This window comes from Methylobacterium sp. JK268, from assembly GCF_054052225.1.
This window is the reverse complement of the sequence record NZ_JBSVZN010000001.1, coordinates 16,395-31,227: the sequence shown is the minus strand read 5'-3', so window position 1 is coordinate 31,227 and position 14,833 is coordinate 16,395. Positions and strand designations below refer to the sequence as shown.

Genomic DNA, 14,833 nt, shown 5'->3' with positions numbered 1-14,833 from the left:
GGAGGGACCCTGCCATGCCGAACGTCGCCCTGGTCGGAGCCGGCCTGATCGGCCGGTCCTGGGCCGTGGTCTTCGCCCGGGCGGGCTTCCGCATCCGCCTCACCGACCGGGACCCGGCCGCTCTCGCGGCGGCGCCGGCCCACATCGAGGCGGCCCTGCGGCAGCTCGCGGCGCACGGCCTCGTCGCGGAGATCCCGGCGATCCTCGCCCGGGTCGCCTGCACCGACACCCTCGCCGCGGCGGTGCAGGGTGCCGACCTCGTGCAGGAGAGCGGGCCGGAGACGGTCGAGGCCAAGCGGGCGCTCTTCGCCGAGCTCGACGCGCTCTGCCCGCCCGAGACGATCCTCGCCTCCTCCACCTCGGCGATCGTCGCCTCGCGCTTCACGGAAGACCTGCCCGGCCGCGCCCGCTGCCTCGTCGCGCACCCGGTCAACCCGCCCCACCTCGTGCCGGTGGTGGAACTCTGCGGCGCACCCTGGACCGACCCGGCGGTGATCGAGCGGGCGCGCGGCCTCTACGCCGCGTCCGGCCAGGCGCCCGTGACGGTGAACCGGGAGGTCGAGGGGTTCGTGCTCAACCGCCTGCAGGGGGCGCTGCTGTCCGAGGCCTTCCGGCTCGTCTCCGAGGGCGTGGTCAGCCCCGCCGACCTCGACCGGACGGTGGCCGAGGGCCTGGGCCTGCGCTGGTCCTTCCTCGGCCCCTTCGCCACCATCGATCTCAACGCGCCCGGCGGCGTCGCCGACTACGCCGCCCGCTACGGCGGCTTCTACCGCCGCCTTGCCGCGGACCCGGCCCCGCCCGAGGTCTGGGATGCCGAGACCCTCGCGCGGATCGCGGACGCCTGGCAGGGCGGGCCGGACCCGGCGAGCCCCGCCGAGCGCGCGCGCCGCCGCGACGCCCGCCTCGCCGCCCTGATGGCGCACAAGCGCGCCCAATCCTGAAAGGCACCGCCATGGCCGCCCGCAAAGTCATCATCACCTGCGCCGTCACCGGGGCGATCCACACGCCGTCGATGTCGCCGCACCTGCCGGTCACCCCGGAGGAGATCGCCGAGGCCGCGATCGGCGCCGCCGAGGCCGGGGCGGCGATCGTCCACCTCCACGCCCGCGACCCGCAGACCGGCAAGCCGGACCAGCGGCCGGAGGCCTTCCACCCCTTCCTGTCGGTGATCAAGCAGCGCTCGAACTGCGTCATCAACCTGACCACCGGCGGCGCCCCGACGATGGGGATCGAGGAGCGCCTCGCGCCCGCCTCGACCCTCAAGCCGGAGGTCGCCTCCCTCAACATGGGCTCGATGAATTTCGGGCTCTACCCGATGCTGGAGCGCTTCAAGAGCTTCAAGCACGACTGGGAGGAGCCCTACCTGGCCGGCTCGCGCGACCGCATCTTCAAGAACACCTTCGCGGATATCGAGCACATCCTGACCACCTGCGCCGAGAACGGCACCCGGTTCGAGGTGGAGTGCTACGATATCGGCCATCTCTACACGCTTGCCCACTTCGCCGACCGGGGCGTGATCAAGCCGCCCTTCTTCGTGCAGAGCGTGTTCGGGATCCTGGGCGGGATCGGGCCGCACCCGGAGGACGTGGCGCACATGAAGCGCACCGCCGACCGGCTGTTCGGCCAGGATTATCACTGGTCGGTGCTGGGGGCCGGCCGCAACCAGCTGCCCATCGCCGCCCAGGCCGCCGCCATGGGCGGCAACGTCCGGGTCGGGCTGGAGGATTCCCTCTGGATCGGCCCCGGCAAGCTCGCGGAATCGAACGCCGACCAGGTCGCACGGGCGCGTCAGATCATCGAGGGGCTGGGCCTCGCGATCGCCGGTCCCGACGATGCGCGCGCGATCCTCGGCCTGAAGGGCGGCGACCGCGTCGGTTTCTGACCGGCGCCGCGACCCGCGCCGACCCGCCCGCGGCCGCAGCGATGGCGCGGCGCGGGCGAGCGAGCGCGACCGGCACGACGCGGGTCATGCGGGCCATGAGGGCTCGCCGGGCTGGCGCGGGGGCCGCCGGCGCAGGCCCGAACAGTGCAACCCAATCCGGCGCGCCGCCTCTCGCCGCGGCCCGGTGCCGTCTCAGGTCCCTCGGCGGGTGCGGGTGCTGCAATCTCAAGTTGACTGTTCGTGAGGTAAGAACTTGTACCGGTTCTCGTCCGCGGCCCGTGCGCCGCGGAGGCCGCACGCGCCCCATTAATCCACGTGGGATGTCGCTCGTCGCTGGGTCAGGTCTCGGGCAGGCCGCGAAGCGAATACCGGCCGTTAATGATTGTGCGCGACAGTTTCATCTGCGGGGAATACGGGGTTTGCCCTCTCGGTCTGCCGGTCGCGGCGGAACCCGGCGGGGCGAAGAAGAACCTGGACCCGTGCGGGGCTGCTCACGGATCGTGCAACCGATCCGCATATCGGGACAGGTGCATGTCGTTCTTCGGCCGTGACCACGCCGCCATCATCGAGGCCCTCGGCCGTTCGCAGGCGATCATCGCCTTCTCCCCGGACGGCACGATCCTCGACGCCAACGAGACGTTCCTCAAAACTGTCGGCTACGCGCTCGGTGAGATCAAGGGTGTGCATCACCGGATGTTCGTGGATCCCGCCGAGCAGGACGGCGCGGCGTACCGGGCGTTCTGGGCGTCGCTCGCCGGCGGCGAATTCCAGTCCGGCGAGTACCGGCGCCTGGGGAAGGGCGGCCGGGAGATCTGGCTCCAGGCGACCTACAACCCGATCCGCGGGCGGACCGGACGCATCATCAAGGTCGTGAAGTTCGCCTCGGACATTACCGAGCGCAAGCGGACCGACGCGGATTACCGCAGCAAGGTCGAGGCGGTCGAGCGCTCGCGGGCGGCGATCGAATTCGATCTCTCGGGCCACATCCTGCGGGCCAACGACAATTTCCTGCAGACGGTGGGCTACGGGCTCGACGAGATCGTCGGGCGCCACCACACCCTGTTCGTCGATCCGGCCGAGCGCGAGTCGGCCGCCTACCGCGACTTCTGGGCCCGGCTCGCCCGCGGCGAGTTCCAGTCGGGCGAGTTCCGGCGGCTCGCCAAAGGCGGACGGGACGTCTGGCTGCAGGCGGTCTACAACCCGGTGCTCGACGCCAGCGGGCGTCCCACCAAGGTGGTGAAATACGCCACCGACACCACCCGGGCCGTGCAGGCGCGCCGCGAGCGCGAGGAGGCCCTGGCGGCGATCGAGGTCAAGCTGCAGGAGATCGACCACACCATGGCGGGCGTCGCCGCGCAGGTCTCCGGGACCGCCGCGGCGGCCGACGAGACCTCCGCGACGGTGCGGGCGGCGGCGGCCGGGACCCAGGCCTTCGCGGCCTCGATCGACGGGCTCACCCGGGATGCCGGCGAGGCGCGGCGCGCGGGCGACGCCGCCGTGTCGCAGGCGCAGGAGGCCCGCAGCATCGTCACCGGCCTCCTCCAGGCCGCCGAGCGCATCGGCGACGCCGTGAGCGCGATCCGGGCAGTCGCCGAGCAGACCAACCTGCTGGCGCTCAACGCCACGATCGAGGCGGCCCGCGCCGGGGAGGCGGGCCGGGGCTTCTCGGTGGTGGCCACGGAGGTCAAGGCGCTGGCCGGACAGTCGTCCCGGGCGGCCGAGGACATTGCCGCGCTGATCGCGGCCGTCCAGGGCTCGACCGGCGACGCGGTGCGGGCGATCGAGACGGTGGGCGGCGCGATCCAGGAACTGAGCGCCCTGTCCGGCCGCGTCTCCGCCGCGGTCACCGAGCAGGCGGCGGCGACCCGGGAGGTGTCCGGGAACATGGACGCCATCGGCGGCAGCGTGGAGCGGGTGCGCGAGAGCGCCCGGGCGATCGACGCCGCCACGAAGGCGGTGGGCGCCTCGATGAGCGAGATGGCCGGTTTCGCCCGCCGGATGGTCTAACGCGAACGCGCCCGCACAACATGGTCGTTGCTGCGAGATTTTAGGCCGGCTGTTCTGCGGGTCATGGCGCCGGGAACCCCTCTCCCGCGTGGGCTAGCGGATTCACAGAGCGCGAAAAATAAAAACAGGGCAGATACTTGCGTCGACACACGATGGTTCCCGGATGTGGCGCGGGAAACCCCTCTCCCGTGCGGGAGAGGGGCAGGGGTGAGGGTCCAGGTGGTTCAGCAAGAATTCTGAAGTGTCCCGCTGCCAGCACGACCGTCTTCGCTTGATGACGGCACGGTCCGGGACCCTCACCCCTACCCCTCTCCCGCACGGGAGAGGGGATCCCGCGGGTCTCCTCGGTTCCGTTCAGGCGACTGCGAAAGAAGCGCTTTTTTGATGCCGGGAGGCGAAGTGTGAACACGCTAGCCCGAGTGGGAGAGGGGCAGGGGCGATCAAAGATCGCGCAGGGTGGCTCGGCTTCAGGATTGAACTCCAAAGGTCGAGCTGCCAGCGGCACGGTTGCGTCTTCTTGCTGAAGCGTCCGTCCCTCACCCCTACCCCTCTCCCACTCGGGAGAGGGGTTCCCGCGCCCGTCTTGGAAGGCCATCGTCAAGTCTTGCCTGTCCCTACCACCGATCAGCCCACGCTTTCATCCGCGAGGGACGGCGAAGCCGGTGAAGAACTCATATCGAATCCGCTTGATCGAAGCGGGTGCCTTATCGGCAGCCCGCGCGGCGGAGTCTCGCGCCGCACGCCTGAGCGAAGTCCAAATTCGCCATCCCGGAGCGATTGCGGCAGCAATCGCCGAAGGGATCAAGCGGATTGAGTAAGAACGGGGCCGTCCCGCCGCTCACCGCCTTGGGGCGGGCGGGTCGTCCTCCTGGATGGTGCGCAGCAGGCCGGCGAGCTGGTCGGCCTGGGCGCGCGTCAGGCCGGTGCTGACGATTCCTCCGTTGCAGCAAACCGTGAAGGAGCCGTCCCCGCACGGCCTGACCTTGATCGACGTCATGATGGATCACTCGTTACGAACGCGGCGCCCCCGGCCGGACCGGTCCGGGCGCCCGGCGAGCATGTGGGAAGGCGCGCGCTTTTCACCAAGGGGAGGGCGCGCTGCTCAGGCCGGCCCCGCGGGATCGAGGGCGGCGAAGCGCGGGAGCAGGTCCGCCAGGAAGGTCTCGGAGGCCTTGGGCAGCGAGCGGCGGGCCTTGCGGATCAGGGCGATTGGCCGCTCGAAGCTCGGCTCGGCGATCGGACGCGAGCGCAGGTTCGGTTCGGCGCGGATCTCGCGGGCGGAGCCCGGCAGGATCGTCAGGCCGAGGCCCGCCCGCACCATGCCCACCGCGGTCATCATGTAGGTCGCCTCGCAGGCCGTCAGCGGCGGGCGCCCGACCGTCGCGAAGGCCGCGTCCACCACCGCGCGGACGCTGGTCTGGGCATCCATCAGCACCAGCGGGTGCGCGGCCAGGGCCTCCACCGTGACGGCCGGCAGCGCCCCGATCGGATGCCCTTCCGGATAGATCACGTGGAGCGTGTCGACGGCCCGCGCCAGCACCTCGACCTCCGGGTCGCGCAGGGACCCGCCCACGATGCCGAGATCGACCTCCTCGCTCCGCACGAGGTCCAGCACCCGCCCGGCGATCGCGTCCTTGACCGCGAAGCCCACCCGCGGGTGGCGCGCCCGGAAGGCCGCGATGGCGTCGGGCAGCAGCCCCGCCGCGAAGGACGGGAGGGTGGCGATCCGCACCGTGCCGTGCCGGCCCGCCGCGAGGGCGCGGGTGTCCGCCACCGCGCCGTCGAGGTCGCGCAGCACCCGCTGGAACACCGGCAGCAGGTCGCGCCCGACGCGGGTCGCCGCCACGTTGCGGCTGTCGCGGTCGAGGAGCCGGACGCCGAGCGCCTCCTCGAGACGCCGGATCTGAACCGTCAGCGCCGGCTGAGACAGGTTCAGGAGCGACGCCGCCCGGGTGAAGCTGTGCAGATGCGCGACCGACACGAAGGCGCGGACGTGCCGCAGGTTGAGATCCATAACGGATGCCTATCGCTGCGATCCGATCTTTTCAATTGTCTGATCGAACGCGGCGCTGTTTCCTGCCGACAAAGAACAGGCGGTCCGCCGTCGAGATCTGGGAGGAAACCATGCTGGCCCTGCTCGGCCTGGGCACGATCGCCCTGCTCCTGGCCGCGATCCTGACGAAGCGGATGTCGCCCCTGGTCGCGCTGATCGTGATCCCGGTGGCGGCCGCCCTGATCGGCGGCTTCGGCCTCGAGACCGGCAAGTTCGTGCTGACCGGCCTGCAGAGCCTCGCGGGCGTGGTCGGCATGTTCGTGTTCGCGATCCTGTTCTTCGGGATCGTCAGCGACGCCGGCATGCTCGACCCGATCATCGAGCGGATCCTCGCGACGGTGGGCACCCGCCCGACCCGGATCGTTCCCGGCACGACCCTGCTCGCGCTCCTCATCCACCTCGACGGCTCGGGGGCGGTGACCTTCCTGATCACGATCCCGGCGATGCTGCCGCTCTACGATCGGGTCGGGATCGACCGGCGCATCCTCGCCTGCGCGGCCTCGCTGGCGGCGGGCGTGAACTTCCTGCCCTGGACCGGCCCGATGATCCGTGCCTCGGCCGCCCTGAAGCTGCCGATCCCCGAGATCTTCTCGCCGCTCGTCGCCGTGCAGGCGGTGGGCCTCGCCTTCATCTTCGCGGTGTCCTGGTGGCTGGGCTCACGCGAGGAGCGTCGCCTCAAGCGCGTCCGGCGCGAGGCCGAGGCCCAGGCAGCGCCCCTCCGGGCCGAGGCGCGGCCCCTCAGCGAGGCCGAGCGGGTTCTGCGCCGGCCGGAGCGGTTCTGGATCAACCTCGCGCTCACGCTCGTCGTCCTCGGCACGATGGTGTTCATGGCCGAGAAGATCCCGCCCGCGCTGATGTTCATGCTCGGCACCGCGGCGGCCCTGCTGATCAACTACCCGAGCGTGGACGCGCAGCGCCAGCGCATCGACGCCCACGCCAAGGCGGCGATCCTGATGGCGTCGATCCTGCTCGCGGCCGGGGTGTTCACCGGCATCATGCAGGGCACCGGCATGCTCAAGGCCATGGCCCAGAGCGCGGTCGCCGTGGTGCCGCCCGGTCTCGCCCCGCACATCCCCTTCGCGCTCGGCCTCGTGGCGATGCCGCTCAGCATGCTGTTCGACCCGGATTCCTTCTATTTCGGCGTGCTGCCGGTGGTGGCCGAGGTGGCGGGCCAGCTCGGCGTTCCGAAGCTCCAGGTGGCGCAGGGCGCGCTGCTCGGCCAGATGACCACCGGCTTTCCGGTCAGCCCGCTCACGCCCGCCACCTTCCTGGTCTGCGGCCTCACCGGCATCGATCTCGCCGACCACCAGAAGTTCACCTTCCCGTTCCTGTTCGCCGCGTCGGTGGTGATGACGTTCGCCTGCGTCGCCCTCGGCGTTTTCCCCCTGTGATGGAGGGCCGACCATGAGAACCCTGCGCCTGGGCGCCGGAGCCGGTTACGCGGGCGACCGGATCGAGCCCGCGGTCGAACTCGCCGAGCGGGGCGAGATCGACGTCCTCGTCTTCGAATGCCTCGCCGAGCGCACCATCGCGCTCGCGCAGGCCGCCCGGCTGCGCGACCCGGCCCTCGGCTACGACCCGCTGCTGGAGGCGCGGATGCGGGCCGTGCTCGATCCCTGCCGGCGCCGCGGCATCCGGATCGTCACCAATATGGGCGCGGCCAACCCCCTCGCCGCGGCCGAGCGCGTCCGCGCGATCGCGCGCGAGAGGGGCCATGCCGGGCTCAGGGTCGCGGCGGTGACGGGCGACGACGTCCTGGCGGAGATCCGCGGGCTCGATCCCGCGATCGAGGAGACCGGCGGGTGCGTCTCGGATCTCGGCGACCGGGTCGTCTCGGCCAACGCCTATCTGGGTGCCGCCCCGATCGCCGAGGCGCTGGCGGGCGGCGCCGACGTGGTGGTCACCGGCCGGGTCGGCGACCCGGCCCTGTTCCTCGGGCCGCTGGTCCACGCCTTCGGCTGGCGCCTCGACGATTGGGACGCGCTCGGGCGCGGCACGCTCGCCGGCCACCTCCTCGAATGCGCCGGCCAGATCACCGGCGGCTACTTCGCGGATCCGGGCCGCAAGGACGGACCGGGGCTCGACGCGGCGGGACTGGCGCGGCTCGGCTTCCCGATCGGGATCGTGGCGGAGGACGGCACGGTCGAGATCACCAAGGTGCCGGGCTCCGGCGGCGCCGTGACGCTCGGCACCTGCAAGGAGCAGCTCCTCTACGAGGTCCACGACCCGGCCCGCTACGTCCAGCCGGACGTGGTGGCGGATTTCTCGGGCGTGACCATGGAGGCCCTCGGCCCCGACCGGGTGCGGGTGACGGGCGCGCGGGGCGCTCCCGCCACCGGCCTCCTCAAGGTCTCGATCGGTTACCGCGACAGTTTCGTGGGTGAGGGCCAGATCTCCTACGCGGGGCCCGGCGCCCGGGCGCGGGGCGAACTCGCCCGCGCGATCGTGCGCGAGCGCCTGCGCCTCACGGGCCTGCACCCGCGGGAGCTGCGCCTCGACCTGATCGGGGTCGACGCCCTGCACGGGGCGCGGCCCGGGCCGGACCCCTCCGAGGTGCGCCTGCGGGTGGCGGGCCGCACCGACAGCCTCGCGGAGGCGGCGCGGATCGGCAACGAGGTCGAGACGCTCTACACCAACGGCCCGGCAGGCGGCGGCGGCGCCTGGACCTCCGCCCGCGAGGTGATCGCGGTCTGCTCGGCCCTGGTGCCGGCCGGGCTCGCCCGGCCCCGCGTGCAGATCCTGGAGGCGTGACCATGCAGCTCTGCGACCTCGCCCATTCCCGCACGGGCGACAAGGGCGACACCGCGAATCTCTCGCTGATCGCCTACGACCCGGCGGACTTTCCCTTCCTCGAACGGCACGTGACGGCCGAGCGGGTGCGCGCCCACTTCGCCGGGATCGTCTCCGGCGAGGTGGTCCGCTACGCGCTGCCCCAGCTCGGCGCGCTCAACTTCGTGATGCGCGGGGCGCTCGGCGGGGGCGTGACGCGCTCGCTCGCCCTCGACGCCCACGGCAAGTCCCTGAGCGCGCTCCTTCTCGACCTGGAGATCCCGGAGCGCGCCGGCGCGCCCGCGGTTTGACGCCGGGCGGGCCCGCCCTATTCCCCTCCCGTCGGCGGCCTTGCGCGTCGCCGGCCGGAGGCCCGACCCATGCGCACCCTCACGCTCCGCACCGGCGCCGTCGTCCCGGTCCTCGGCCAGGGCACCTGGCGGATGGGCGAGGTGCCGCGGGAGCGCCGGACTGAGGCCGAGGCCCTGCGCGCCGGGATCGATCGCGGCCTGACGCTGATCGACACCGCCGAGATGTACGGCGAGGGCGACACCGAGAGCTTCCTCGGCGAGGCCCTGGGTCCCTTGCGCGAGCGGGTCTTCCTGGTGAGCAAGGCCTATCCGCACAATGCCGACCGGACCCGCCTGCGCCGGGCCTGCGAGGCGAGCCTGCGGCGGCTGCGCACCGACCGGCTCGACCTCTACCTGCTGCACTGGCGCGGGCGCGTGGCCCTGGAGGAGACCGTCGCGGGCATGGAGGCGCTGGTGCGGGCGGGCCAGATCCGCGCCTGGGGCGTCAGCAATTTCGACACCGACGACGTCGACGACCTGATCGAGGCCGGCGGAACGGCCTGCGCGGTGAACCAGGTCCTCTACAACGTCACCCGCCGCGGCCCGGAATTCGACCTCTTCCCGGCGATGGCGGCGCGGGGCATCGCCGTGATGGCCTATTCTCCGGTCGAGCAGGGCCGCCTGCCGCAGGAGGGCGCGCTCGCCGCGGTGGCGTCCCGGCACGGGGCGACGCCATACCAGGTGGCGCTGGCCTTCACCCTGCGGCGCCCGGACCTCGTGGCGATCCCGAAGGCCGCGAGCCTCGCCCACGTGGAGGAGAATGCCGCCGCGGCCGACCTCGTCCTCACGCCCGAGGACCTCGCCACCCTCGACGCCGATTTTCCGCCGCCGCGGCGCAAGACCCCACTGGAGATGCTGTAGGGTGGTCGGAGGATTTGCGGTCCTCCACCCCCCTTTTCCGGGCGCATGCAGCGTCAGCGGAAAGCGACCCGGAAACCAGCACAAGAAGACGCGAAGCGGCTGCTTTTCAACACCGTTGCTGGAAGTCGGGGCCGCTTCGCGGCGATTCCTGTGCTGGTTTCCGGATCTCCTTCCGCTGTCGCTGCCGTCGTCCGGAAAAGGGGAGCTTGGCATCGAGGGGAAGCACTTTGGTTGGATCCGACAGGGGTCGCTTCGCCAGTGAAAACTCCGAACACGTCCGCGTCATCCCTGGGTGATTGCTGCAGGATGGCGAATGGGGGCTTCGTTCCGCCGCACGGGTTTGCTGACGCGCCTTCCGCTCCGATCAAGCGGACGGCGCGTCACGCCTCGTCGAACCCGTCCCGCCGGATGACGTAGCGCGCCGCGCCCTCGCGCACCCGCAGCGCCATGCTGCGCTTCTGCAGGTGGCAGTAGATCGCCTGGCGCGCGTGGCCGCCCGTCTCGATCACCGTGAGCCGGCCGTCCTCACCGCAGACCACCTCGCGGATGTCGCGGTCGGGATGGTAGGTGTCGAAGAAGCTCGCCTCCACGTCGCGCTCGTTCGGCCGGAACAGCCGCACGAAGCAGGCCGGCACCACGTCGCAGAAATACCGGTTGATGTAGAACATCGTCAGCGCGTGGGCCGCGACGAAGTCGAGGAAGGGCTGCCGGAAGGCGATCTCGTCGGTGATGTGGACCTCCGGCGATAGGATCAGCGCGACGAGGTCCGGCACCTCCCGGTAGATCCGGCGCAGCGCCGGCCGGTTGCGGAACGCCGTGAGGTGGCCGTGGAAGCCCCCGATGACGTCGCGATCCGGCTCCAGGGGCAGGAAATCCGCGAAGCGGCCGTAGATCAGGTCGATGTCCCCCCAGCCGACGTAATCCTCCTCCGTCGCCCCGAGCCGCGCGCCGAGCGCCCGGAACAGTTCCGGCAACAAGACCTTGACGTCGACGATCTTGTAGGGCGTGCGCAGCAGCGCCTCCGGCGCGACCGCGGTGCCGAGCTCCTGCGCCAGGAAGGCGGCGAGCCGCCCGCGCAGCGCATCGAGGGTCATCGGGATGCAGACGAGGTTGTCGGGCAGGTCGTAGTCGCCGAGGTCGATGTCGGTGAACAGGACGACCGTCAGCACGTCGGCGTTCCGCGCCAGGCTGCGCAGATAGAGCGGGAAGTAGTTCGGCAGCGACCCGAAATACGGCACGTAGAGGAAGATCCGCGGCCGGCGCGCGGGGGGGCGGCGGTCGCGGGCCAGCGCCTCGAACTTGCGCGAGCGCGTGCCGTACCAGCCGTCCCCCGAGAGGTCGGCGAGCTGGCGCAGCACCCAGTCGAACTGCCGGCCCACCGCGGCCTTGCCGTAACGCTCCCGCGCCAGCGCGGCGATGCGCGCCCGGTCGAGGTCGCCGCTGGCGCGGATCGCCTCCACCCAATCGGCCAGCGTGTGGCAGCGGTAGCCGGTGACTCCGTCGATCACGGTCTCCTGGAAGGCGCCGAAGGCGGTGGCGATCTGCGGCACGCCGCAGAGCTGCGCCTCCGCCCCGGAGCAGCCGAAGGGCTCGATGTAGGTGGTCGGCGTCAGCACGCAGCGGGCGCGCTGGACCACGCGGATCCGCTCGTCCCCGAACAGGATGCCCTTGAAGTGCAGGTTCTCGGGCTTGCGCTCCAGCCAGGGCGACGGGTCGCCCGGGCCGTAGACGTGCACCGGCACGTCGGGCATCCGCCGGGCGACCTCCATCACGGTGTCGATGCCCTTGCGCGGCGTCACGCGGCCGTGAAACAGGACGGCGTCCCCGGTCTCGGTCCCGGGCGTCCACAGATCCTCGTCGAAGAAGGCCGGCACGACCCATTTGTAATTGTGGCCGTCGCCGTGCCCGGCCTTGGCGTAGTGGTAGTGCATCCACGCGCTGCTCTCGTAGATGCGGAAGGACAGGCCCGGCGAGGCGTCGTAGCCCACCGCCAGCTCCACGTGGTGGCAATGCGGCACCGCCTCGGCGGCCGGGACGTTCGGCCCCCAGACGTGGCAGACGATGTCGCCCGGCCGGGTCCGGGCCTTGAGCTCCCGGATCAGCGCCGCCTGGAATGCCTCGTTGAGGGGCGGGTTGTCGACGTCGAGCTGGTGGGGATCCTCCCGCGAGTGCCGCCGGCTGAGCTGCCGCATCCGCTCGCGGCCGAGCATGACCACGTGCTCGTGGGCGCGGCTCTGCGAGCCCTCGTTGCTGTACTCGACCACGTACCAGCCGAAGGGCTGGATGATCTCGGGAAACAGCAGGATCTTGGCCGTGAAGGCGCAGACGAGGTGGTCGCGGTCCGCCACCGTGTGAGGAACACCGATGATGTGGAGGGTGCTCGGCATCGCGTCCCGTTCCTGAACCGGTTCCCGCCGCGCGGCCGGGCCGCCGGCCGCGACGCCCGGCAGAGATGAGGAGAGGCACCGTCCCCGGGACGGCCCGATGTCGCGCCCGGGAAGTTCCGGGCGATCGCGGTCGTGACGGCGGATGATCTGTCGAGCGGCGCCTCCCGACTGCCGGGAGGACCACGACGACACGCACACCTCAAGGTGAGGTGTGGACGATCGTCTCCCGGATTGTCAACGCGCCCGCGCCGCGTCGAGGGCCGCGACGACCGGCCCGGCGATCGCCGCGGCGGCCTCGCGCCAGTCCGCCATCGCCCGCCGCTTGGCCTCCCCGTCCGGCCGGAACGCGGTCCCGGGCGCCTTGGCGTCCCGCCCCGCCGCCGCCCGCATCGCGGCGCGGGTGGCCGCGTCCGGCTCCAGCCCGAAATGCGGCAGCACCCGCGTGAACAGCGCCTCCGGCAGGTCGTCGTAGCGCAGGACCAGACCGCGGCCCGGCGCCCGGTCGAGGTCGTCGAGCGCCGCCCGCCCGAGCGCCGCGATCACCTTCAGCTGGTAGATCGACGGTTCGAGGGTGAAGAGGTCGGCCGGATCGATCCCGAGCCGCGCCGGGTCGATCCGGCCCGGGAGCGTGTCGGCCCCCGCCTGGCGGACCTGCGAGGCGACGACTTCCAGCGGCTCCCGGTAGAGGAAGATCCAGGGCACCGCCGGAAACACCCGCTGCAGGCGGGGCAGGTCGAGGACGTCCGCGGCCATGAACTTGACGATGGCCCGCGCCTCCCCGGGAAAGCGCGGCTGCGCCAGGGCGGACAAGGTGCCGGACAGCCACGCGTCGACCCGCGCCGGGTCGAGGGCCGGGATCCACCCGGCCTCCAGCACGCCGCGCAGGGGCCCGGGCTCGGAGAGGACCAGGGAGGTCGGGTCGGCGGCCAGCATCTGGGCGCAGAGGGTCGAGCCGCAGCGGGCCATGTGGAAGATGAAGCCGGCGGGCGGCAGGCCGGGAGCGCGGGCGGCGAGCCCGTCGGCGCGGCTGCGCTGCTGGAAGGCGGCGTTGAACGGGTGCCCGATCTCCCGGGCGATGGTCTCGAAGAAGAACGGGGCGGTGGGGCGGCGGTCGCCGAGGTGGCACCAGTCGAGGGTGAGGGTGCCGTCGGCCCAGCCGGTGCGGAACGGCGTCCATCCGGCGAGGGCGGCGGGGTCGGGGTTCTCGACCGGCCCCGGCTCGCCCGGCGCGGGCAGCGGCGCGGTCTGCATGAGCCAGCCGTGCCGGTTGCCGGCCATGGCGGCCGCGACGTCGCGCTCCGTGACGGCGAAGCCCAGGCGGCCGGCCGCCGCGACCGCCGCCGCCGTCAGGGCGTCGCGCTCATCGATGGTCCGCAGGGCGGCGGCGAGCGCCGGGTCGCCGCCGACGCGGCGCACGAAATCCGCGAATCCGGGAGCGGGTGTCACGCCGCCGCCTCCCGGGCCCGCGCGAACAGGGCGGCGAGCCAGGGATCGACCCGGGCGTCGATCACGAGGTGGATGCGCTCGCCCGGCCCGTCGTTGCGCACGCTGTGGGGGTCGGACAGGCGCAGGTACCAGCAGGTTCCCGCCGCCATGGTCACGCGGGTGCCGTTGAGGCGGAAGTCGACGCCCGCATGGGTGCGCAGCGGCACGTGGAGGCGCACGGCGCCGTCCTCGAAGGCGAGGTCGGGGTCGCGGTGCTCGCGGATCACCGAGCCGGCCGAGAGCCGCATCAGGCGCACCGCGTCGAGGGGGCAGGGGAGGGCGGCGAGCGCCGCGCGAATCGCCGGGCAGGCGTCGAGGAAGGGCGTGTCGCGAAAATCCCGGCAGGCCGGATCGGCGTGGATCATCCGCACCGGATGGGTGGCGTCGGCCGGCGCGCGCAGGGGGATCACGTCCCAGTCGCCCGCGTAGTTCCCGGTGACGAAGTGGCGGATCCAGGGCGCGCGCCCCAGCCCGTCGCACTCGGCCGCCAGGGCCTCGGCGTCGAAGCGGAGCGGCAGCCGCAGGCGGTCGGGGATCGGGCTCACGGGGGCGGGGTCCCAGGCGAGGTCGAGGGTGAGGTCGCCGGCCGCGACCTCCCGGAAGCCGAGGCGCGCGTAAAGGCGGCGCGCCCGGCCATTGTCGGCCGCCACGGTCAGGCGCACGGGGAGGCCGCACGCGGCGGCCTCCGCCATCGCGTCGCGCAGGAGGCGGGTTCCGAACCCGCGCCCGCGCCAGTCCGGCAGGAGCGCGAGGTCGAGGATCGTCAGGGCGTCGGCGCCCCGCTCCGTGACGATGCGGCCGACCGGCACGCCGGCCGCCTCGACCACGTCGAACCGCGCCGCGGGGTGCCGCGCCCGGTAGGTGGCGGCCTGGCCCGCACAGCACTGAGCGAGCAGGAGGTCGCGCAGGTCGGCGGGCAACCCGGCGAGGGGGCGGCCCTGCGAGGCGGCGAAGACCGCGCGCAGGAACGGCCCGTCCCCGGGTCGCTCGGGGCGGCGGACGGGATCGTCCGCCGCCGTGGCCGGGTGCGCCATCACCG

12 protein-coding genes are annotated in these 14,833 nt (G+C 72.5%); 7 read left to right on the top strand and 5 right to left on the bottom strand.

What is annotated here, in order from left to right; all coding sequences use genetic code 11:
* Positions 1-14 precede the first annotated feature (14 nt).
* From ACW9J6_RS00095 to ACW9J6_RS00085, 3 genes are all read left to right on the top strand, one after another.
* Complete coding sequence (locus tag ACW9J6_RS00095; RefSeq protein ID WP_457114381.1) at positions 15-941, top strand: 3-hydroxyacyl-CoA dehydrogenase; 927 nt, start codon at positions 15-17, stop codon at positions 939-941.
* An 11-nt stretch (positions 942-952) separates the two neighbouring features.
* Positions 953-1,882 carry a 3-keto-5-aminohexanoate cleavage protein gene (locus tag ACW9J6_RS00090; RefSeq protein WP_457114380.1) on the top strand — a complete coding sequence of 310 codons (930 nt, stop codon included), beginning with the start codon at positions 953-955 and terminating at the stop codon, positions 1,880-1,882.
* Between the two features lie 531 nt (positions 1,883-2,413).
* Positions 2,414-3,889, top strand: coding sequence for a methyl-accepting chemotaxis protein (locus tag ACW9J6_RS00085; RefSeq protein WP_457114379.1), 1,476 nt, complete (start codon positions 2,414-2,416; stop codon positions 3,887-3,889).
* Positions 3,890-4,727: 838 nt separating this feature from the next.
* Here the strand turns inward: ACW9J6_RS00085 and ACW9J6_RS00080 are convergent.
* Together ACW9J6_RS00080 and ACW9J6_RS00075 are read right to left on the bottom strand one after the other, a co-directional pair.
* Positions 4,728-4,886, bottom strand: a complete 159-nt coding sequence (locus ACW9J6_RS00080) for a hypothetical protein (protein ID WP_457114378.1) — start codon at positions 4,884-4,886, stop codon at positions 4,728-4,730.
* Between the two features lie 105 nt (positions 4,887-4,991).
* Complete coding sequence (locus ACW9J6_RS00075) at positions 4,992-5,903, bottom strand: LysR family transcriptional regulator (protein WP_457114377.1); 912 nt, start codon at positions 5,901-5,903, stop codon at positions 4,992-4,994.
* A gap of 110 nt (positions 5,904-6,013) precedes the next feature.
* Here ACW9J6_RS00075 and ACW9J6_RS00070 point away from each other — a divergent pair, with 110 nt between their 5' ends.
* From ACW9J6_RS00070 to ACW9J6_RS00055, 4 genes are all read left to right on the top strand, one after another.
* On the top strand, positions 6,014-7,333 hold the full coding sequence (locus tag ACW9J6_RS00070) for a CitMHS family transporter (protein WP_457114376.1): 1,320 nt from the start codon (positions 6,014-6,016) through the stop codon (positions 7,331-7,333).
* Positions 7,334-7,346: 13 nt separating this feature from the next.
* Entirely contained in the window at positions 7,347-8,693 is a 1,347-nt protein-coding gene (locus tag ACW9J6_RS00065; protein WP_457114375.1) for an acyclic terpene utilization AtuA family protein, read from the top strand.
* A gap of 2 nt (positions 8,694-8,695) precedes the next feature.
* A complete protein-coding gene (locus ACW9J6_RS00060; RefSeq protein ID WP_457114374.1) occupies positions 8,696-9,022 on the top strand; it encodes an AtuA-related protein in 327 nt (108 codons plus the stop codon).
* A gap of 69 nt (positions 9,023-9,091) precedes the next feature.
* Positions 9,092-9,922 carry an aldo/keto reductase gene (locus ACW9J6_RS00055; protein ID WP_457114373.1) on the top strand — a complete coding sequence of 277 codons (831 nt, stop codon included), beginning with the start codon at positions 9,092-9,094 and terminating at the stop codon, positions 9,920-9,922.
* Between the two features lie 380 nt (positions 9,923-10,302).
* On the opposite strand, the gene ACW9J6_RS00050 is transcribed toward ACW9J6_RS00055, so the two are convergent.
* From ACW9J6_RS00050 to ACW9J6_RS00040, 3 genes are all read right to left on the bottom strand, one after another.
* Positions 10,303-12,309: a DUF6625 family protein gene (locus tag ACW9J6_RS00050; protein ID WP_457114372.1), complete on the bottom strand. Its 2,007-nt coding sequence runs from the start codon at positions 12,307-12,309 to the stop codon at positions 10,303-10,305.
* Between the two features lie 234 nt (positions 12,310-12,543).
* Positions 12,544-13,755: a sulfotransferase family protein gene (locus ACW9J6_RS00045; RefSeq protein ID WP_457114371.1), complete on the bottom strand. Its 1,212-nt coding sequence runs from the start codon at positions 13,753-13,755 to the stop codon at positions 12,544-12,546.
* Complete coding sequence (locus ACW9J6_RS00040; RefSeq protein ID WP_457114370.1) at positions 13,752-14,828, bottom strand: GNAT family N-acetyltransferase; 1,077 nt, start codon at positions 14,826-14,828, stop codon at positions 13,752-13,754. Before ACW9J6_RS00040 ends, ACW9J6_RS00045 begins: the two co-directional genes overlap by 4 nt.
* Positions 14,829-14,833: the final 5 nt, after the last annotated feature.

Excerpts from the sequence above, each read along its gene's own strand:
- ACW9J6_RS00080 (WP_457114378.1), bottom strand. The coding sequence starts at position 4,886 with ATGACGTCGATCAAGGTCAGGCCGTGCGGGGACGGCTCCTTCACGGTT.
- ACW9J6_RS00090 (WP_457114380.1), top strand. The coding sequence starts at position 953 with ATGGCCGCCCGCAAAGTCATCATCACCTGCGCCGTCACCGGGGCGATC.
- ACW9J6_RS00060 (WP_457114374.1), top strand. The coding sequence starts at position 8,696 with ATGCAGCTCTGCGACCTCGCCCATTCCCGCACGGGCGACAAGGGCGAC.
- ACW9J6_RS00055 (WP_457114373.1), top strand. The coding sequence starts at position 9,092 with ATGCGCACCCTCACGCTCCGCACCGGCGCCGTCGTCCCGGTCCTCGGC.
- ACW9J6_RS00075 (WP_457114377.1), bottom strand. The coding sequence starts at position 5,903 with ATGGATCTCAACCTGCGGCACGTCCGCGCCTTCGTGTCGGTCGCGCAT.
- ACW9J6_RS00065 (WP_457114375.1), top strand. The coding sequence starts at position 7,347 with ATGAGAACCCTGCGCCTGGGCGCCGGAGCCGGTTACGCGGGCGACCGG.
- ACW9J6_RS00085 (WP_457114379.1), top strand. The coding sequence starts at position 2,414 with ATGTCGTTCTTCGGCCGTGACCACGCCGCCATCATCGAGGCCCTCGGC.
- ACW9J6_RS00095 (WP_457114381.1), top strand. The coding sequence starts at position 15 with ATGCCGAACGTCGCCCTGGTCGGAGCCGGCCTGATCGGCCGGTCCTGG.
- ACW9J6_RS00050 (WP_457114372.1), bottom strand. The coding sequence starts at position 12,309 with ATGCCGAGCACCCTCCACATCATCGGTGTTCCTCACACGGTGGCGGAC.
- ACW9J6_RS00040 (WP_457114370.1), bottom strand. The coding sequence starts at position 14,828 with ATGGCGCACCCGGCCACGGCGGCGGACGATCCCGTCCGCCGCCCCGAG.
- ACW9J6_RS00070 (WP_457114376.1), top strand. The coding sequence starts at position 6,014 with ATGCTGGCCCTGCTCGGCCTGGGCACGATCGCCCTGCTCCTGGCCGCG.